Origin of the sequence: Candidatus Phyllobacterium onerii, assembly GCF_028331445.1 — a bacterium.
Taxonomy (GTDB): Bacteria; Pseudomonadota; Alphaproteobacteria; order Rhizobiales; family Rhizobiaceae; genus Phyllobacterium; species Phyllobacterium onerii.
Genome location: NZ_JAQMHX010000019.1, coordinates 41,771 through 60,783, shown reverse-complemented (window position 1 = coordinate 60,783; position 19,013 = coordinate 41,771). Strand labels below are relative to the sequence as shown.

The following is a 19,013-nucleotide window of genomic DNA, read 5'->3' as shown; positions in this document are numbered from 1 at the left end:
TTCCTACGGTGAGCTTTGATCAGGAGCAGTTTCTCACAATCCTGTCTCGTGAGGACGCGCTATCGCGCTTTCAGGCAGCGGTTTTTACACGGCCCCTGCCAACGGAATTGCGTCCCTTGGCGGATGCGCTCGGTCACTCGTTGGCGGATGATGTCGTCGCTCCCATGGACGTTCCTCCCTTCGACCGTTCGAATGTCGACGGGTTTGCCGTTCGCTCGGCGGATTTAAAAGTAACGACTGCAAACAACCCAATTCGGCTTGGCTTGAACCAAGAGGTCATTGCTTGCGGCGTCGCCCCGCAGCAGCTTGTTCAACCGGGGACGGCGACACCGATTGCGACCGGCGGTCCGATTCCACGCGGCGCGGATGCCGTAGTGATGATCGAGCATACCCAACCCGAGGGTGAAAGCACGATCCAAGTCGGACGCACTGCTTCACCGGGACAATTCGTCTCTTACGCCGGTTCTGACATTGCACGCGGTGAAGTCCTGTTGCGGGCGCGCACCGTTATCGGTTCGCGTGAAGTCGGCATGCTGGCGGCATGCGGCATTGCGCGGGTCCCTGTCGTTCGGAAGCCCAAAGTTGCGATCATTTCAACCGGCGACGAACTTGTCGAACCGGGACAGTCTCTGCGTCCGGCATCTATCTACGACACCAACGGGCCGATCGTTTCTGCCGCTGTCAGCGAGAACGGTGGCGTGCCGTGGTTTGCCGGGCTGTTTGCAGACGACGAGGTGGAGCTTGAGGCAGGTATGCGTGCCGCGTTGACTGATAGCGATATGCTGGTCCTATCCGGCGGCACCTCGAAGGGCGCAGGTGACGTGTCCCATCGTATCCTGTCGCGTCTGGGCAAGCCGGGCGTCATCGCTCATGGCGTGGCGCTGAAACCGGGAAAGCCGTTGTGTCTTGCAGTCTGCGATGGCAAACCAGTGGTGATCCTGCCGGGCTTTCCGACCTCCGCGATGTTTACTTTCCATGACATGATAGTGCCCGTTTTGCGGCGGATGGCAGGTCTCCCTCCGCGAGCGGATACTAGGGTGCAGGCGCGCGCGCCGGTCCGCATCGGGTCCGAGCTTGGCCGTGCCGAGTTCGTGATGGTGTCGCTCGTCGAGGGCGAAAATGGACTTATCGCATATCCCTCGGGCAAAAGTTCCGGAGCGATCACTGCATTCACACAGGCCGATGGTTTCCTCCGAATTGACGCGCTTGCCGATCATATCGCCGGTGGTACCGACGCAGAGGTGACGATGTTTACCCCGCATGTCCGCGTTCCTGACCTTGTAATTATCGGCAGCCATTGCATCGGCCTCGACGTTGTCACCGCGCCTTTGGCACATGCGGATCTGTTGGTGCGATTGATATCCGTTGGAAGTCTCGGCGGGCTAGCTGCCGCTGGCCGCGGCGAATGCGACATAGCGCCGATCCATCTGTTTGACGAAAAGACCAATACTTACAATCTGCCCTTTCTCCGACCGGGATTGGAACTCGTTCCGGGCTATCGCCGCATGCAAGGCGTTGCATTTCGCGTGGGTGATACTCGCTTTGAGGGGCGCGATGCCCGAGCAGCGGTGGAAGCAGCTCTCACGGATTCTGAATGTATCATGGTCAATCGCAATCAGGGTTCCGGAACGCGGGTTCTGATTGATCGGCTGCTCGCCGGCCAACGCCCCGACGGATACTGGAATCAACCTAAGTCCCACAATGCGGTGGCGGCCGCCGTTGCGCAGCACCGCGCGGATTGGGGGATGACCATAGCGCCGGTTGCCAATGCTGCCGGCCTTGGGTTTCTGCCTTTGGCCGAAGAGAATTATGACTTTGCGTTGGTTGCGGCGCGAAAGAACAGGCCTGGAGTAGCAGCATTTTTGGAGTCGTTGCATTCAGAGGAAACCCGCACTGCGCTGGAGCGGGCTGGTTTCCGGCCAGTCTGACCCAAGCGTATTGGGCAACTATACGGATGGAGGCCCTCGACAAAAACGCCAGGTTGATGTCCGCGCCGAACGGCAGGACAACGCGAGAATAAGCAGTTCTTCGCCTGCTGCACCGAGCAGCCTGCGACCATATAGCGGACTTTTCTTTAATCGGATAAAGAGTAGTCTTCCAAAAGTTAGCTGGGAGCCAGCGCGCAATTCGTCCGATGTAACAAGGATCGAATTCTATGAAAAAACAATCCTCCTTCCTAATTCGTCGTCGTGATCTTCTATCATTGGCGACCGTCGGCACCGCGGCTGTGGCGATGGGCACAGCCCTGTCAGAGTCTGCTGTCGCGTTTCCCAGCGATGCAGGAGGCAAACGCAGGCCGCGCTACCAAGCGAATTCCGACGAAGTGAAAAACTTCTATCGTGTCAACCGCTATCCTTCCAAGTAATTGAGGCCGACATGCTCGTTAAAAAGTCGGATCATGCACATAGCCTCGGAACGTTCGCTGCAGATCTAAGCTCGCTCCCCAGTGGCGAAATGGGACGTCGGACGTTCCTGAAAAGGGCGGGGGTCGCAGCGGGGGCATTGTCCGCAGTCGGGACGCTTCCGCTTGGAGTTCGAAGGGCCGAGGGGGGCCCGCCACCTGCGCCAGGCGCTACCGTCGAAACCCGAAAGAACGTTTGTACGCATTGTTCAGTCGGTTGCTCGGTTATCGCCAAAGTATCCAGTGGTGTGTGGATCGGCCAGGAGCCTGTCTACGATAGTCCGATCAATAGAGGTTCGCATTGTTGTAAGGGCGCGGCGGTCCGTGACGACGTGTTGAGCCAGCGCAGGCTGCGTTATCCCGTCAAATTGGTGGATGGCAAGTGGGTCCGCCTCTCCTGGGATCAAGCTGTCGAGGAGATCGGAGACAAGCTCCTTGCGATCAGGGAGAAGTCAGGGCCGGATTCCGTTTATTGGCTCGGTTCAGCCAAGTTTACCAACGAAGCCGCTTATCTCAATCGAAAGCTCGCTGCGTTCTGGGGGACCAATAACTCGGACCATCAGGCGCGAATTTGTCATTCAACCACCGTTACCGGAGTCGCCAACACTTGGGGCTACGGGGCGATGACCAACAGCTACAACGACATCCGCAATTCCAAAACGATTCTGGTGATGGGCGGCAACCCGGCGGAAGCGCATCCGGTATCCTTGCAACACATCCTTGAAGGCAAGGAACTCAACAGAGCAAATATGATCGTTGTCGATCCAAGAATGACGAGGACGGCTGCGCACGCGACTGAATATGTCCGTGTGCGTCCGGGAACGCACATCGCCACGATTTACGGCATGTTGTGGCACATTTTTCAAAACGGCTGGGAAGACAAGGAATTTCTCAGTCAACGTGTTTACGGCGTTGATGATGTCAGGAAAGAAGTCGCCAAGTGGACACCATCCGAAGTCGAGCGGGTCACCGGATTGCCGGAAGCACAGGTGCGGCATGTTGCGGAGACTTTCGCCATGCAGAAGCCCTCGACGTTGATCTGGGCAATGGGCCAGACCCAATTTTCTACGGGCACAGCCAACGTGCGTGCCAGTTGCCTGCTGCTGCTTGCAACCGGCAACGTCGGATATGCGGGTGCAGGCGCGAACATTTTCCGTGGTCATACCAACGTGCAGGGAGCGACCGATCTTGGACTCGATGTCACGACGTTGCCGCTCTATTACGGTCTTGCCGAAGAGGCCTGGCGTCACTGGTGCAGGGTCTGGGAGGTGGATTACGAGTGGATGAAATCGCGCTTCCCGAGCAAAACATTGATGGAAGCGCCAGGCATTCCGAGCACCAGGTGGTTCGACGCAACTCTGTTGCCGAAAGATCAAGTCAGTCAGCCTGACACATTGCAAGCGATGTTCGTTATGGGACATGGCGTTAACACGATTACGCGCATGCCCGAGGCAGTTCGCGGTATTGAAAAGCTTGAACTGTTGGTGGTCTGCGATCCGTATCCGACCGCATGGTCCGTGCTCTCGGAGAGAAAAGACGGAACGTATCTATTGCCGGCGTGCACCAGCTTTGAGATGGACGGCTCGCGGACTGCCTCCAATCGATCCCTTCAATGGGGTGAGAAGATTGTCAATCCGGTGTTCGAGTCGCAAAACGATTACGACACGATGTATCGCTTTGCCGTGAAGTTTGGTTTTGCCGACCTGATGTTCAAGAATATCAAGGTCGAGAACGGCAAAGTCTCGGCGGAAGATATTTTGCGAGAAATCAACCGCGGCGGCTGGTCTACAGGTTATTGCGGACAGTCGCCCGAACGCCTGAAGGCGCACATGCGCAATCAGGCGAAGTTTGATCTCGTGACCATGCGCGCGCCGATCGATGATCCTGAAGTGGGCGGCGACTACTACGGCTTGCCCTGGCCGTGCTGGGGAACACCCGAACTCAAGCATCCCGGAACGCCAATCCTCTATAATACCAACTTGGCTGTGAAAGACGGCGGGGGAACTTTCCGGGCGCGATTTGGTGTCGAGCGCGTTGTCAAACGCAAGGCGACGGTGAACGGGCAAGAGGTCGAGACAGAGGACCATGACAATCTCCTGGCGGAAGGATCGTATTCGGCCGGCTCCGAAATTCAGGACGGATACCCGGAATTCACGCTGGGAGTTTTAAAGAAACTCGGTTGGGACAAGGACCTGACGCCTGACGAACTGGCGGTCATCCAGCGGGTTAACCCCGCCAAGCCGGATACCGTGTCATGGTCCACCGATCTGTCCGGCGGAATTCAACGTGTCGCGATCGCGCATGGTTGCTCGCCCTACGGAAACGGCAAGGCTCGCATGATCGCATGGAATCTTCCCGACCCCATCCCCGTTCACCGCGAGCCGATCTATACGCCCCGTCCGGATCTCGTTTCGTCTTATCCGACACTGCCGGATGCGCGGCAATTCCGGGTGCCGAATGTCGGCTTCAGCGTTCAGAAGGCAGCGGTCGACAACGGCATCTCCAAACAGTTTCCGTTGATCCTGAGTTCGGGCCGGCTGGTTGAATATGAAGGCGGCGGCGAGGAGACGCGATCGAACAAATGGCTCGCCGAATTGAAACAGGAGATGTACGTCGAGATCAACGTCGCCGACGCAGGCGAACGCGGGATCAAGGACGGATCCTGGGTCTGGGTGTTCGGACCCGAAAGTCAATCAAAGGCGCGAATGAAGGCTCTTGTGACAGAGCGTGTCGGCAAAGGGCTCGCCTGGATGCCGTATCATTTCGCTGGCTGGTACGAGGGTGACGATCGACGCAGTCATTACCCCAAAGGCGCGGATCCGTTCGTGCTCGGTGAAAGCGTGAACACGCTCACCACATACGGCTACGACCCGGCGACCGGCATGCAAGAGCCGAAAGCCACGCTCTGTCAGATCCAGGTAGCGTAAGGAGCGAACAATGGCGCGAATGAAATTTCTCTGCGACGCCGATCGCTGCATCGATTGCAATGCCTGCGTCACGGCTTGCAAAAACGAAAATGAAGTGCCGTGGGGTATCAACCGACGCCGTGTCGTGACCATCAACGACGGCAAACCCGGCGAACGATCAGTGTCGATGGCGTGCATGCATTGCACGGATGCGCCTTGCGCGGCCGTCTGCCCGGTGGAATGCATCTATCCGACCGAAGACGGCGTCGTGCTTCATTCCAAGGATCTCTGCATCGGCTGCGGCTATTGTTTTTATGCCTGTCCATTTGGTGCTCCCCAGTACCCGAAAGTCGGGAATTTCGGATCGCGCGGCAAGATGGACAAGTGCACCTATTGTGCGGGCGGCGGCGGTCAGGAGGAGGCCGGTAGCGCTGCTGAATTCGAGAAATACGGTTCGAACCGCTTCGGGGAAGGAAAACTTCCGTTGTGCGCCGAGATGTGCTCGACCAAGTCGCTGTTGGCCGGGGATGGCGAGATCATCGCACAAATTTACAAGGAACGTGTTCTCAAGCGCGGATACGGTTCGGGAGCATGGGGTTGGTTGACTGCATACCATGAGACGATTTCGGTCTAGGCGGTTATCAACTTCTGAGTGATCGCACCTACGTTTTGGAAAGGCGAGCGCCATGACGGTTTCCAGATACTTTCACGCCGTTCTTTTCGCGGCATCGTTGGCGTTGGCCATCTGTAGTGCACCTGCCTTGGCGCAAAAGCTTGGACCTGACGGAGCTCCAAACCCGACAGCAAGCAGTGTTCAAGAGCAGCAACTCTTGAATGAGCTTTCCCGTATCGAAGGTCGGATCGACATTCCTGACCGCAAAGCCGCAGTGCTGATCCAGCCCGCGGGACGGATGTGGGATTACTTTCACGAAGTTTTGCTGCATTGGGGCGCAGCCATCGTGATCCTGGGCACGCTCCTGCTCTTGGGGGTCGCCTATATCGCACTTGGGAGGCTTCCCATCAAGGAAGGTCGTTCCGGACTGAAGCTTGCTCGTTTCAAAGCCATCGAGCGTTTTTCGCATTGGTTGACGGCTACGTCATTCGTGCTTCTTGGGCTGACGGGCCTCAATATCACGTTTGGCAAAATCCTGCTTTTGCCCGTGGTCGGCCCCGAAGCTTTCACGGCAGTCTCTGAAGTTTCGAAGTACATCCACAACTTCGTGAGTTTCGCATTCGTCGTTGGACTCGTCCTCATCGCAGTGATCTTCGTCAAGGATAACTTCTTTCAGCGGGTTGATATCGAATGGGTCAAACAGGGCGGCGGGTTTATTGCGTCGAAGCACGCACCAGCAGGACGATTCAATCTTGGAGAAAAGCTGGTGTTCTGGTTGTCGCTTGGCGCAGGATTGGCAATATCGGTGTCCGGATTTCTTCTTCTGTTTCCGTTTTCGGTCACCGACATTTTCGGAATGCAGATCGCGCAGGTGGTCCACTCTGCGGTGGCAGTGTTGTTCATTGCCTTGATACTCGGCCATATCTACATCGGCACCCTGGGCATGGAAGGCGCTTTTGAAGCGATGGGCACGGGAGAAGTCGATCTTAACTGGGCCAAGGAGCACCATGATCGCTGGGCCGAGGAACAGATCGCAAAGGGCAATGGGCCAAAGTCTCCGCTGGCGACGCCGGCCGAGTAGTTCATCCACGGAAAGACGGTCATGGCCACGCAGGGTTCCTCCCATCATTTTCTGATTTGCTCGTGCGATGACACCATGCCGTTGGACGCAGATGCGGTCCGCCGCGGCTGCCAAAGCGAAAATGTGACGACAGCCAGCCAGCTTTGCGGTTCGGAGTTGAATCGCTTCCAACAGATTGCCGGACAAGACCGGCCGCTCGTAGTCGGCTGCACCTTCAAAAGCGGAGTGTTGTCGGGCGCGGCGCTGGATGCCGGGCGCACTGCGCCGATCGCCTTCGCCGACGTGCGTGAGATGGCGGGATGGTCGAAAGATGCTCTTCAAACTGGGCCAAAGATGGCGGCTCTGCTCGCCGCTGCCACGGTGCCAATGCCTGCTCCGGTAGCTGTTTCAATCGAAAGCGGCGGCGTTGTTCTCATATATGGCCGTGATGAAACGGCTATAGATGCGGGACGTTTGCTTCAGAGCCATCTTGACGTCACGGTGCTGATCGAGCCTCAGGCGGAGATCGTTCCCGAAAGGACCGAATTCCCCGTCGTCAAAGGCAAGATCAGAAACGCGACCGGGCATCTTGGCGCGTTCGATATCGTCGTCGATGATTTCGCCGAACCGTTGGCCTCATCACGACGTGCTTTGGCCTTCGGACGGGCAAGAAATGATGCTCGATCGCGATGCGATATTATTCTCGATCTGACGCGTGGAACTCCATTGTTTCCGGCAGGCGAACTTCGCGACGGCTATTTGAGAGCGGATCCCGGCAATCGCGCGGAAACGTTGGCTGCGGTCTTGAAGGCCCGGGACCTTGTCGGTGTTTTCGAAAAGCCGCGCTTCGTATCATTTGACCCTTCTCTTTGCGCTCATTCGCGCTCACAGATCGTTGGCTGCACCCGTTGTCTGGATCTCTGTCCCGCCGGCGCGATCTCACCTCAAGGCGATTACGTCGCAATTGATCCGAACATATGCGCCGGCTGCGGACAGTGCGCTGCCGCGTGTCCCACAGGAGCGGCAGCCTATGCAATGCCGCCGGAAGATGCGCTCGTGCGCAAATTGCGCGCGGCGATTCTCGCTTATCGGCAAGCCGGCGGAAAATATCCGGTCATTCTGTTTCATGATGCGGATCATGGTACGCCGCTGATTGAGGCGCTCGCTCGTCACGGTGACGGTCTGCCGGCCAACACCTTACCCATCGAAATCAATGAGGTCACTCAGGTGGGGCTCGAGAGTATCGCGGCGATCTTTGCATACGGCGGAGCGTCCGTGAGATTCATGCTCCGCGAAAAACCCCGGCACGATGTGTCCGGCCTTCGTCGGACGATTGCATTGGCCGAACCTGTTCTCGCCGGTCTCGGTTTTGAGTCTGTTCGGATTGCGACGATCGAAACCGACGATCCTGATGTGCTGGGCCTGACCTTGCATGACCTGCCGTTCCTGCCAACAGCGCCGCGCCCTTCAAGCTTTCTCACTACCGGCAGTAAGAGGAGTATCCTGCGCTTTGCATTGAGCGAGCTTCATCGCGCCGCACCAAATCCCGTGGAGGTCATCCTCCTTCCGGCCCTCGCTCCCTTTGGCGCCGTCGATTTGCAAGTGGACGCGTGCACCCTCTGCCTGTCTTGCGTGTCGGCCTGCCCGACAGGCGCGCTAAGCGACAATCCCGACCAGCCGATGCTGCGTTTTACCGAAGACGCATGCGTCCAATGCGGCCTATGCCAAGCGACTTGTCCCGAGAGCGCCATTGCTCTACGGCCGCAGATTGATTTCAGGGCGATCAGCGGTCCGCCAAAAATCCTGAAACAGGAGGATCCTTTTTGCTGCATCAGTTGCAGCAAGCCGTTCGGCGTCAAGAGCACCGTCGATCGTGTAGTTGCAAAGCTCGAAGACGGCCACTGGATGTTCAAGGGATCCTCGCGTCGCCTTGATCTGATCAAAATGTGCGAGGATTGCCGGGTAGCGGTTGTTTCGCAAGAAAACTTCGATCCATATGGTGGACCGGATCGCGTCATCAAAACAACGGACGATTATCTGAAACACCGCGAGAACGCCAAACCGGGGTCAGACTTCACAAAGGTGGCTGATGATTGAGCACTGCAATTCACGCCCGGAGAATGCCCAATGAAATTGCTGCGCACGGTTCAGTTCGATGCTTCGGACAATTTCGTTTTTGAGCGACCTGCTGAGCCCGGCGAATGGGCCGTCTCTGGCGCATTTGCCTTCTGGGGCATGGATGTGCGAGCGCTTGTCGGCAAACAACGTGCGGCGTTCCGTGCCGGATTTTTGGGCGTGAATTCACTTGGCCGATCCACGTTGGCTCAAATCGTCAATGCTTCCGACGACGATTTGTTCTTGGCGATCGACGCGCTGGCCGAAAGACTTCTATCGGACTTCCATGCGCCGGATATTCAGACGGCAAGGCGCGCCGCGGAAGACGAGATCAATTTCGCCGCTTCACTTTGCGATCATCCTGCTGGGCTGATCGTCGCGGTCACGCGCAGCTTCGAGAACGAAACGATCCGTGAAGCATTCCGTACCCTGCGTCCTGGCACCCGCACTCATTCCTTCGCGTTCAATTTCGTCGAAGTGGTCGGCGAAGATGCCGCTGAGGAACAGGTGGACCTCACTACCTTGGGTGGGGTGGCCGCCCGATGAATGTGCTTCACGATTTCTGGCTCTCGAGCGGCCATCACTTGCTGGATCGTAATCCCGATGGTCGACTTTGCGTAACGGGCGATTTTCTCAAAGCGTACCTTGCCAGACCCGAGCTGGTTCCTCCGGAAGAGGCGTGTTCCGAGGAACGTGCATTGCACGGTTCGTTATTGGAAGATCCGTGGCGTGCGGTTACGGCGGCCGAAGTCGCGCGCATCCAGGATACCGACGCGCGCGAAAACTGGAGCGTTATGATCGAATGGCGCGATCACCTTGCCGGCTTCTCCACGATCGAGGCTGCTTATCTCGACATCGCCCGCCGGTCTCACAAGTTTCCGCAGATGTTCATCGGTCATCTCATTCAGACTATACTGCGAAACGTCCTTAACGAGTGCGAGGACGTTTTTGTATTGCGTGCAGCAGAAATGTTTTTCCGGCCGCAGAAATTGACCACGGAGGATGGAAGCGTTTTCGCCACTGATCTCGAAATCGCTGAACATCACGGCGATCGGCATGATTCACCGCTACTGGCGTGGCTCGGACTGCCGCCGACATCCAGAGTCGATGTACTCAGCGAGAGTTCGTCCATACGTTACTGGTCCCGCAGCGATCAATTCGATATGGCACTCAATCTCACCGCAGGCCAGCAAGGTCTGAGGGCTCTCGGCGAGGTGATTGCGCGATGGGTCTCACATTTGTTAGGCGTCGAGGTCACGGTCGAACCACTGGCCGAACTGCAAGATGCAACGTTGGCCTGGTATGTAGGGTTGGATTCCGGAGCGACGAGCCTGGGTGACGCCTTATGGAACAATGAGGAAATCGACGAGACGTCGCAAGGAAGGCTGATCAGCCTCTATCGCCTCACGTTTCTTGACCCGGCCGACGTGATTGAAAAGGTGCGTGGAGAGCCGGTTTATCTTATGCTCGCTATGGATGGCGATGAGGTCATCCGGTTAAAGCCGCAAAATCTCGTCACCGGCCTGCCTTTGTCCCTATTGGAGAAAGTCAATTGAGGTCCACTGCTCTCGCAACCATTCCAGTCGGTGTCGTGGTCGAACGGCGCAGGGCAAAAAGCCCGTGGGCCGACTATCTGTGGCGTCCGGTTTCCGTTCTTGCGGGTGTGCCGGTTACCGAGCCGTGGACACCCGTGGGTGCGGATACAGACGTCCAGTTGTTCTACGCAGGGCACGCCGTTATCGAACTTCACAGAACCGAGACCGTCTACTATCGGGAAAACCTGACATCGGGCTCACCGCTGTTATGGGTAGTGATACGCCCGGCAGAAGCCAACGCGGAACTGATTGCAGTTACCGCAGATCCGGCGGAGGGTGAAGCATTGACGGATGCGGGTCACGATATCGTCGAGACGGTTGCCATGCCGGAGGCCGTTGCATTGAAGATTCAGGACTTCATTGCCGTGCATCACGTCGAGCAGCCATTCATCAAACGACGCCGTACCCCATCGGAGCATCAAGTATCCTCAAACCGCGACGGAAGGCAGAGAAGGCGTGATGGCTGATCAAGAAAGCTTCGTCGCACGATGGTCGCGGCTCAAGATATCCCAAGAGAAGGACGCATCCCAGCGCGATCTTGACCTTTCGGTAGAAGTACCGGATATGGCATCGCCCTCGCAGCCGCCGACCCTCGATACGATCCCGGACGTCCACCCCATTGAACCAGTCTTCGATCCGGAGACACTGCCTTCCGTCGAATCGATAATTCCGGGCACGGATATCCGCGCGTTTCTGCAATTGGGTGTGCCCGAGGAGTTGAAAATAAAGGCGTTGCGGCGGGCCTGGTCAACCGACCCGGCGATTCGAGATTTTATAGGAATTGCCGAAAACCAGTGGGACTTTACTGCCCCGAACGGCATACCGGGTTTCGGACCGCTGCGCGAAACGGACAATGTCGCGGTCCTTGTGGCCCAGGCGGTGGGTCAATTCAAAAATGCGAACGATACGCTTGATAAGCTTGCACGAGCCGGCGACCTCACAGGTGAGCCCCGGAACCAAACGCAGCTAGAACAGCGAAAACAAAATCCGATCGATCAAGCCTCGCAGCTCGTTGCGGAAACCTCCGCAGCAAATCCCGAGCCCGTCGAGATTGTCGAAGAAACTCTGGGCAAACAGCGCAAATCGCACGGCAGCGCGCTGCCTCGTTAGAAAGATGAACGATGATTTTCGGGAATGTCGATGTCGCATTCGATACTGGCAAAAGGTCGGTCCAGATCGACGAGGTGGACCTTGCTCGCCTGCAGGAATACGCGCTTCTTGCCAATTTACTGAAGCGGGAGCCGACGGCCGATTTACTAAACCGCATAGCAGCGTTGACGGGTGACGGAAGTGAGCTCGGCCTGGCGCATACCAAACTCGCGCAATGTGCGGAGCAGATGAAGCCTGATGCCGTGTCCGAGGAATATTTTGATCTGTTCGGGGGCCTTGGGACCAAGGGATTGTTGCCCTACGCCTCTTACTACATAACGGGCTCCCTCTACGGAAGGCCATTATTGCGGTTGCGCGAGACTTTCCAGGAACTTGGCCTTAGCCAAGTCGAACATGACGGTGAACCGGAAGATCATGCCGCAACGATTTGTGAGTTCATGGCGGTCGCGGCCGGTGGTGAAATGGCAATACCGTTTTCGTCGCAACGCGATTTTTTTCGAGAGCAAATGGCTCCCTGGATGTCACGATTTTTTGCAGATCTCGAGAAGTCGACGGGCGTCCCTTTCTATAACAATGTAGGGACGGTCGGACGAGTCTTCATGGATATTGAGCGCAAGGCATTCGAACTTGCGGACCCAGGATAGGAGATGGCGATGCGTGTTTTCATATCGGCGTGTGTGGCGATCCTCTTGATTGCGGTGGGTGCGGGAGTGGTCCTTGATTTCGGTTTCCAGGAGTCGGCTTCAACCGCCTTCAGCTCGTATGGGGTGCGCGAACCTGAGGCTGGTGACGCAAGCGAATAAAACTGACGCTTTGCGGTTCATCAGATGAAATCGGCTCGACAATTCGCTCACCCGGGCAGGCCGCGTAGATGATGGTCATCCGAGGCGTCGCAGCAAGCAAACCGTGGGCGGATGTCATTCGGCAGAAAATGTCGAACGAATCTCGTCCTTTTTTGCGATGCGTGCCGCGCAATATTTGAACTCCGGAATTTTACCGAAGGGATCCAGCATGGGATTTGTTAATCGGTTTGCCGGACTTTCATTAAAGCAAAACGGCATGAATATCATTCCGTCCGCCACTTCCCTGTCCGCCCTCAAAACAGCGTCAACCAGGCCACGCCGGGTTTCCACCTGGACAATGTCCCCGAGCGACAAGCCGCTGCGTTCGATCTGACGGGGATTCATGGCAGCGATTCCCTGCGGCTCGATCGCGTTCAAAACCCCTGCCCGCCTTGTCATTGCCCCGGTATGCCAGTGTTCGAGCAACCGTCCTGTCGTCAGGACAAGGGGGTACTCGTGGTCCGGCACTTCATCCGGCGGCAGAAGGTCGGCCGGTACGATGCGGGCGCGGCCGTCGCTCGTCGGGAAGCCGGACGAAAAGACGATTTCATTGCCGGGAACATCATCGCCCTCTGCCGGGTAGATGACAGATCCCTCGCGTTCAATACGTTCCCACGAAATATGGTTGAGCGACGGCATGACGCTCGACATCTCGGCGTAGACATCTGCGACACTGCCGTAATTCCAGTTCAGGCCAAGCCGTTTTGCAAGGTCGACGATCACGTCGAGGTCCTGGCGTGCCTCGCCCGGTAGTTCGAGGGCGGGACGCCCCATCTGCACCTGACGATTGGTGTTCGTGTACGTTCCGAATTTTTCCGCGTGGGCGGAGGCCGGAAGCACCACGTCGGCATGCCAGGCGGTCTCCGTCATGAAGATGTCCTGGACAACCAGATGTTCCAGCTTCGCCAAGGCCGCGCGTGCATGGGTCTGATCGGGATCGGACATCGCCGGGTTCTCACCCATGATGTACATTCCTTTTATTACGTCGGTATGAATGGCATCGATGATCTCCACCACCGTAAGCCCTCTATTGGGATCGAGGGTCTGACCCCAAAAATTCTCATACCGGGTGCGAATATCGATATTCTCCACGGACTTGTAATCGGGATAATACATCGGCACGAGGCCGGCATCCGAAGCGCCCTGCACGTTGTTTTGACCGCGAAGCGGATGGAGGCCGGTGCCTGGCCGACCGATATGTCCGGTGATCAGCGCCAAGGCGATCAGGCAACGAGAATTGTCGGTGCCGTGTGTATGTTGGGAGATGCCCATTCCCCAGAAGATCATCGATCGCTCAGCCTTCGCATAGGTGCGCGCAACCTCTCTCAACTCCGTCGCTTCTATGCCGCAGACTTCAGCCATCGCTTCGGGTGAAAAATCTTTGACCTTGCTTTTCAGAGCCTCGAAACCCGAGACGTTGGCTTGGATATATTGTTCGTCGTAGAGGCCTTCCTCAATGATTACGTGCAAGAGGGCATTGAGCATGGCCACGTCGCTGCCGGGCCTGAAACGCAGTGAATATGTGGCGTGGCGCATCAGGTCCTGACCGCGGGGATCGATAACAACGAGTTTCATGCCCCGTTTGACCGCCTGTTTGAAAAACGTGGCGGCGACCGGATGGTTGATTGTTGGCCGAGCACCGATAACGATGATGCAATCTGCCTTAAGAGCATCGTTGAACGGCGCAGAAACCGCGCCGGAACCGACACCTTCCATGAGTGCTGCCACGGACGAAGCATGGCAAAGCCGCGTACAGTGATCGACGTTGTTCGTCCCAAATCCTTGGCGCACAAGCTTTTGGAACAGGTAAGCTTCCTCGTTGGAACCCTTGGCCGACCCGAAGCCCGCCAAGGCTTGGCCACCATGCTGCTCGAGGATCGACTTGAGACCCTCACCGGCGCGTTCAAGCGCCTCTTCCCATGTCGCCTCCCGAAAAACGGTCAGGGGTTCGACACCTAGCAAATCAGCTTCGCCTGCCTTGGGAGCGTCCTCGCGGCGAATGAGCGGTTTGGTGAGGCGGTCCGGTGACATCGCATAGTCGAACCCGAACCTGCCTTTGACGCAGAGCCGATTTTCGTTGGCAAAGCCGTTGCGGCCGTCGACCTGGACAATCCGGTTGTCTTTCACCGCAACACTCGTTTGGCAACCGACGCCGCAGAATGGACAAAGCGTATCCACCACCTTGTCGAAATGTTGAACGAGGCGGGTTTTCCCGGCCTTGTCCATCAAAGTTTTCTCGTACAGCGCCCCGGTCGGGCAGGACTGCACGCATTCACCGCAGCTCACGCAGGTCGACGTTCCCATCGGGTCATGCATATCGAAGACAGGAACGGTGTGGCCGCCGCGTGCGGCCATGCCGATGACGTCGTTCACCTGAACTTCGCGGCAGGCCCTTACACAAGCGCCGCATGCGATACAAGCATCGAGATTGACGGCGATGGCGGGATTGGACACATCGAATTCTGCCGTTTCTTCATCGGAAAATTTCGATCCGAACCGATCGCTTCCGGAAATCCCCATGGAACCGGCCCAGTTCCAAAACAGCGACTGATTGTCCGGGCCGTCAGCCGCCGGTCGCATATTGCTGGCGAGAAGTTCGAACACCATTTCCCGCGATTTGACCGCTCGCTCCGTCGCCGTCGTGACGATCATTCCCGCCACAGGCTTGCGAATGCAGGAAGCCGCAAGCACCCTTTCGCCGTCGATTTCGACCATGCATGCGCGGCAATTGCCGTCCGTCCGGTAACCGGGAAGGTCTACGTGGCAAAGATGGGGTATCTTGACGCCTTCACGTTTTGCCACCTGCCAGATGGTTTCGCCGATGGATGCGGCCACGGGCTTACCGTCCAAAGTGAATTCGATAGCGTCTGCCATTTCATAAATCCTCGCGGAAATGTGTCAACAGATGATTGAGCGGATTGGGAGCGGCCTGCCCTAGACCGCAGATCGAGGCATCGCGCATCACCGTCTCTAGATCACGCAGCGCCCGTTCATCTGGGCTTCCCTGCGTCTGTAACAACGAGACCATCTTCCCGGTTCCCTCACGACACGGCGTGCATTGACCGCAGCTTTCATGCTTGAAGAACTTGAGCAAATTCAGCGTTGCGGCTTTGGCGCTGTCGTGTTCGGAAAACACCACGACCGCATGCGAACCGACAAACGCACCGTGCTTCGCAAGTTCCCCGCCGAAATCGAGCGGGATGTCGCCCATCGAAGCAGGCAGGATACCGCCCGATGCACCTCCAGGCAGATATGCCTTGAAGACGTGGCCCTCCCGCATACCTCCGCAAAGCTCGATCAGCTCACGCACCGTCACCCCTGCGGCCGCGAGCTTGACGCCAGGATTCCGCACCCGCCCCGAGACGGACCATGACCGCACCCCGGGATGATCCGGCTTGCCGAGGCCAGCGAACCATGCTGCACCTTTTTCGACGATATCGCGGACCCACCACAAGGTCTCCACATTGTGGTTGAGCGTCGGCCGACCGAACAAGCCCACTTCGGCGATGTAGGGCGGGCGGTTGCGGGGAAGCCCCCGTTTTCCCTCGATGCTTTCCAGCATCGCGCTTTCTTCGCCGCAGATATAGGCACCTGCTCCCCGGCGCAATTCGATGAAGCCCGGCCTGGTGATTTTCGCGGTCTGGAGCGCCGCAATCTCGTTTCGCAGAATGTTGAGCACGGCCGGATATTCATCGCGCACATAGAAATAAATCCGCTCTGCCCCAACCACGTCTGCCGCAATCAGCGCGCCTTCGAGGGTGCGATGTGGATCCGTTTCCAGATAGTAGCGATCTTTGAAAGTACCGGGCTCTCCCTCGTCGCCATTAATCGACATCAGTCGAGGGGACGGAAAGGAGCGAACGATTTCCCATTTCTTGCCTGTCGGAAATCCGGCTCCGCCGAGGCCGCGCAATCCCGCATCTTGCATGGTGGCAATGAGCGTCTCCGCCGGATACACGCCGGAGCGAACTTTCTGCAGGAGATCGTAGCCGCCGGAGGCGCGATAGACGTCCAGATTCGCATATGCCGGTATCAAGACTTGGGTTTCCCCCGTAAGCGCCATCGTCAACAGGTGCTCGGTTTTGGCATGATCGACCTCCCGGTCGCCGATTCGAACCGCCGGAGCGCCAGCGCAACGGCCCATACAGGGCGCTCGGACGACGCGAATGGCGGCTGGATCAGCCGCAACTACAAGCTCGCTGAACAGACGTTCGGATCCTGCCAACATGCAACTGATCGAATCGCAGACCCGTATGGTCAAGGGGGCCGGCTCCGCCTCTCCTTCTTTGACGACGTCAAAGTGGTCGTAGAATGAGGCGACTTCGTAGACTTCCGCCTGCGACAGACGCATCGCCTCGGCGAGCGCTCTTACATGCCGAGCCGAGAGACAGCCGTACCTGTCCTGAATAAGATGCAGGAATTCAATCAAGAGGTCGCGGCGGCGCGGCAGTGTCCCCAAAAGCGCCTGAACGTCGGCAAACGCTGCATCATCGAGACTGCGCCCTTTGGGCCCACGATCGCGGCGACGTTCCTGTACAATCATGACCGTCCTCCCCTTTTGAGGCATTGTACCACAACCGTACCGCGCGGTCGCCGTTTGGGGCACATTCCAACCTGCGATTTTTAACGTTGCACCGAGGAACACAGTGTCGTGCTTTCGATGTCCTTGTAGCGCATGCAGGCACACGCTTATGACATCCTCCGACGTTCAATCAGAAATACGATCCGGTTCGCATCGTGAGTTACCGCTTCAAGGCGATCCCCGGTTTCATTGATGAGGTTTGGTATATCGATCTTCGACAACGGGTCGGTACAGTGAACCTCAATACGATCCCCGGGCAGAATCGAGCCGAGTGCCTTGCGCGTCTTCAACGCCGGCAAAGGGCACTTCAATCCCGAAAGATCGAGCTTGGTCGTTTTCATTGCTACATGTTGCCCACTGGTTGCCGCTGCGTCAATCTGGCGAGCGTCCCGCCCACATCGCAGTGATCTCGATGCGATTTAGAAAAGGCTGGAATACGGCATGAACTTCACCGTCTGGCCCGGCTCGACCGAGAGGATGTCTTCCCCGAGTACGACAAAGCCGTCTGTCTCTATTAAGGAGGAGAGCAACCCAGCACCCTCGCGGCGGAATTTTGCCACCGCAAGTGTCCCATCCTTGTGCCGGGTCAAGTTTGCCCGGACATATTCACGTCTGCCGGCCTTCTTGCTATAGGAAAACGTAGCTTGCGCCGGGATCGGGATCGGCATTTGCGCAGGCGTTCCGCCAAGCAACTGCAATGCTGGACGAACGATCGTGACGAACGTCACAAAGCTTGCCGCCGGATTACCCGGCAGCCCAATAAACGGAATACCCTCGATGACGCCCATGGCGACAGGACGACCCGGCTTGATCGCCACCCGCCAAAAAACCAGTGTCCCCACAGTCTCCACTGCGTCCCGGACGTAATCGGCCTCTCCGGTCGAGACGCCGCCCGAAGTCAAAATAAGGTCGAGAGAAGCCGCCGCGGCCTTCAAGGCAGCGGCGATTGCTGCCGGATCATCGCGCAACAGGCCGAGATCCGTCACTTCGCAGCCAAGCCGCCCCAGCATGGCTTTCAACATCAAACGATTGGAATCAAAGAGTTGGGTTGCCGCTCGAACTTCTCCCGGCTCGACAATTTCATTCCCCGTCGAAAGCACCCCGACGCGCACGCGTCGCCTCACGACGGCCTGGGTGAAGCCAAGCGCCCCGAGGACCGCGACATCCTGGGGACGCATGCGATGCCCCGCTCCGAGCACGGATTTTCCGTTTGTGATGTCTTCGCCGACTGGACGCACATTTGCACCCTGCTTCAGCCCCATCGGCAGGACTACCCTGCCCATTCCGTCGATGCGCGTGTCCTCCTGCATATAGACGGTGTCAGCCCCGGCGGGCATTGCAGCGCCGGTAAAGATGCGGATCGCTTCGGCGGGCGAAAGCCCGACATCGAGCGTTTGGCCGGCCTGGACTCGTCCTGCCACGGAAAAAACATTCTCTTGATCGGGAGACAGATCGCCGTGACGTACCGCGTAGCCGTCGACTGCGGAATTGGTGAAGGGCGGCAAGGACATCGGTGCGTTTACATCGGCAGCGAGAACGCGACCGTCAGCCCCGGAAAGAGAGACCGTTTCCGTTCCTTCCACAGCCACCAGACGATCGCCCAGCAACGTCACAATGTCGTCGAGAGGGATTGGCGGTCCACTGAACGCGAAACAATCGTTAGTAAGTTGTGCCATTATTTTAACTAGCGCTTCCGGCGCTTCCTCGATTGTATGCGCTACTTGGCAGGCGACGCTTTGCAGCCTAACATCAGATCGGGCGGGCGTGCGAGCCGTATTTGCATACTGGT

16 protein-coding genes are annotated in these 19,013 nt (G+C 57.6%); 12 read left to right on the top strand and 4 right to left on the bottom strand.

Annotated elements, in window-relative coordinates; all coding sequences use genetic code 11:
* The first annotated feature begins 8 nt into the window (after positions 1 to 8).
* The 12 genes from PHA01_RS26455 to PHA01_RS26400 all read left to right on the top strand — a co-directional run bounded on the left by PHA01_RS26455 (position 9) and on the right by PHA01_RS26400 (position 12,603).
* Positions 9 to 1,928 (top strand): molybdopterin biosynthesis protein, encoded by a 1,920-nt coding sequence (locus PHA01_RS26455; RefSeq protein WP_271899267.1) that lies wholly within the window; start codon positions 9 to 11, stop codon positions 1,926 to 1,928.
* 227 nt (positions 1,929 to 2,155) lie between these two features.
* Positions 2,156 to 2,365: a twin-arginine translocation signal domain-containing protein gene (locus PHA01_RS26450; RefSeq protein WP_271899265.1), complete on the top strand. Its 210-nt coding sequence runs from the start codon at positions 2,156 to 2,158 to the stop codon at positions 2,363 to 2,365.
* Positions 2,366 to 2,376: 11 nt separating this feature from the next.
* Positions 2,377 to 5,328 (top strand): formate dehydrogenase subunit alpha, encoded by a 2,952-nt coding sequence (locus tag PHA01_RS26445; RefSeq protein ID WP_271899264.1) that lies wholly within the window; start codon positions 2,377 to 2,379, stop codon positions 5,326 to 5,328.
* A 10-nt stretch (positions 5,329 to 5,338) separates the two neighbouring features.
* Complete coding sequence (fdh3B, locus tag PHA01_RS26440) at positions 5,339 to 5,941, top strand: formate dehydrogenase FDH3 subunit beta (RefSeq protein WP_271899263.1); 603 nt, start codon at positions 5,339 to 5,341, stop codon at positions 5,939 to 5,941.
* Between the two features lie 52 nt (positions 5,942 to 5,993).
* The gene (locus PHA01_RS26435; RefSeq protein ID WP_271899262.1) at positions 5,994 to 7,001 is read left to right on the top strand and encodes a formate dehydrogenase subunit gamma; all 1,008 of its coding nucleotides are present in this window, start codon (positions 5,994 to 5,996) and stop codon (positions 6,999 to 7,001) included.
* A 75-nt stretch (positions 7,002 to 7,076) separates the two neighbouring features.
* On the top strand, positions 7,077 to 9,077 hold the full coding sequence (locus PHA01_RS26430) for a 4Fe-4S binding protein (protein ID WP_271899276.1): 2,001 nt from the start codon (positions 7,077 to 7,079) through the stop codon (positions 9,075 to 9,077).
* A 30-nt stretch (positions 9,078 to 9,107) separates the two neighbouring features.
* Complete coding sequence (locus PHA01_RS26425; RefSeq protein WP_271899261.1) at positions 9,108 to 9,641, top strand: DUF6505 family protein; 534 nt, start codon at positions 9,108 to 9,110, stop codon at positions 9,639 to 9,641.
* Positions 9,638 to 10,651, top strand: coding sequence for a DUF6352 family protein (locus PHA01_RS26420; RefSeq protein WP_271899260.1), 1,014 nt, complete (start codon positions 9,638 to 9,640; stop codon positions 10,649 to 10,651). The genes PHA01_RS26425 and PHA01_RS26420 overlap by 4 nt, the downstream gene beginning before the upstream one ends.
* Entirely contained in the window at positions 10,648 to 11,157 is a 510-nt protein-coding gene (locus PHA01_RS26415; protein ID WP_271899259.1) for a DUF3305 domain-containing protein, read from the top strand. The genes PHA01_RS26420 and PHA01_RS26415 overlap by 4 nt, the downstream gene beginning before the upstream one ends.
* On the top strand, positions 11,150 to 11,800 hold the full coding sequence (locus PHA01_RS26410) for a DUF3306 domain-containing protein (protein WP_271899258.1): 651 nt from the start codon (positions 11,150 to 11,152) through the stop codon (positions 11,798 to 11,800). The genes PHA01_RS26415 and PHA01_RS26410 overlap by 8 nt, the downstream gene beginning before the upstream one ends.
* An 11-nt stretch (positions 11,801 to 11,811) precedes the next feature.
* Positions 11,812 to 12,444: a TorD/DmsD family molecular chaperone gene (locus PHA01_RS26405; protein ID WP_271899257.1), complete on the top strand. Its 633-nt coding sequence runs from the start codon at positions 11,812 to 11,814 to the stop codon at positions 12,442 to 12,444.
* A 9-nt stretch (positions 12,445 to 12,453) separates the two neighbouring features.
* Positions 12,454 to 12,603, top strand: coding sequence for a hypothetical protein (locus tag PHA01_RS26400; RefSeq protein WP_271899256.1), 150 nt, complete (start codon positions 12,454 to 12,456; stop codon positions 12,601 to 12,603).
* Positions 12,604 to 12,717: 114 nt separating this feature from the next.
* On the opposite strand, the gene fdhF is transcribed toward PHA01_RS26400, so the two are convergent.
* From fdhF to PHA01_RS26380, 4 genes are all read right to left on the bottom strand, one after another.
* On the bottom strand, positions 12,718 to 15,516 hold the full coding sequence (gene fdhF / locus PHA01_RS26395; RefSeq protein WP_271899255.1) for a formate dehydrogenase subunit alpha: 2,799 nt from the start codon (positions 15,514 to 15,516) through the stop codon (positions 12,718 to 12,720).
* A 1-nt stretch (position 15,517) separates the two neighbouring features.
* A complete protein-coding gene (locus tag PHA01_RS26390; protein WP_271899254.1) occupies positions 15,518 to 17,185 on the bottom strand; it encodes an NAD(P)H-dependent oxidoreductase subunit E in 1,668 nt (555 codons plus the stop codon).
* A 146-nt stretch (positions 17,186 to 17,331) separates the two neighbouring features.
* Positions 17,332 to 17,565: a sulfurtransferase TusA family protein gene (locus PHA01_RS26385; RefSeq protein WP_112531856.1), complete on the bottom strand. Its 234-nt coding sequence runs from the start codon at positions 17,563 to 17,565 to the stop codon at positions 17,332 to 17,334.
* 78 nt (positions 17,566 to 17,643) lie between these two features.
* Complete coding sequence (locus PHA01_RS26380; RefSeq protein WP_271899253.1) at positions 17,644 to 18,900, bottom strand: molybdopterin molybdotransferase MoeA; 1,257 nt, start codon at positions 18,898 to 18,900, stop codon at positions 17,644 to 17,646.
* Positions 18,901 to 19,013: the final 113 nt, after the last annotated feature.

Coding starts and splice junctions, on each gene's coding strand:
- PHA01_RS26380 (WP_271899253.1), bottom strand. CDS start 18,900: ATGGCACAACTTACTAACGATTGTTTCGCGTTCAGTGGACCGCCAATC.
- PHA01_RS26445 (WP_271899264.1), top strand. CDS start 2,377: ATGCTCGTTAAAAAGTCGGATCATGCACATAGCCTCGGAACGTTCGCT.
- PHA01_RS26420 (WP_271899260.1), top strand. CDS start 9,638: ATGAATGTGCTTCACGATTTCTGGCTCTCGAGCGGCCATCACTTGCTG.
- fdh3B (WP_271899263.1), top strand. CDS start 5,339: ATGGCGCGAATGAAATTTCTCTGCGACGCCGATCGCTGCATCGATTGC.
- PHA01_RS26405 (WP_271899257.1), top strand. CDS start 11,812: ATGATTTTCGGGAATGTCGATGTCGCATTCGATACTGGCAAAAGGTCG.
- PHA01_RS26435 (WP_271899262.1), top strand. CDS start 5,994: ATGACGGTTTCCAGATACTTTCACGCCGTTCTTTTCGCGGCATCGTTG.
- PHA01_RS26385 (WP_112531856.1), bottom strand. CDS start 17,565: ATGAAAACGACCAAGCTCGATCTTTCGGGATTGAAGTGCCCTTTGCCG.
- fdhF (WP_271899255.1), bottom strand. CDS start 15,516: ATGGCAGACGCTATCGAATTCACTTTGGACGGTAAGCCCGTGGCCGCA.
- PHA01_RS26430 (WP_271899276.1), top strand. CDS start 7,077: ATGCCGTTGGACGCAGATGCGGTCCGCCGCGGCTGCCAAAGCGAAAAT.
- PHA01_RS26410 (WP_271899258.1), top strand. CDS start 11,150: ATGGCTGATCAAGAAAGCTTCGTCGCACGATGGTCGCGGCTCAAGATA.
- PHA01_RS26450 (WP_271899265.1), top strand. CDS start 2,156: ATGAAAAAACAATCCTCCTTCCTAATTCGTCGTCGTGATCTTCTATCA.
- PHA01_RS26390 (WP_271899254.1), bottom strand. CDS start 17,185: ATGATTGTACAGGAACGTCGCCGCGATCGTGGGCCCAAAGGGCGCAGT.
- PHA01_RS26425 (WP_271899261.1), top strand. CDS start 9,108: ATGAAATTGCTGCGCACGGTTCAGTTCGATGCTTCGGACAATTTCGTT.
- PHA01_RS26400 (WP_271899256.1), top strand. CDS start 12,454: ATGCGTGTTTTCATATCGGCGTGTGTGGCGATCCTCTTGATTGCGGTG.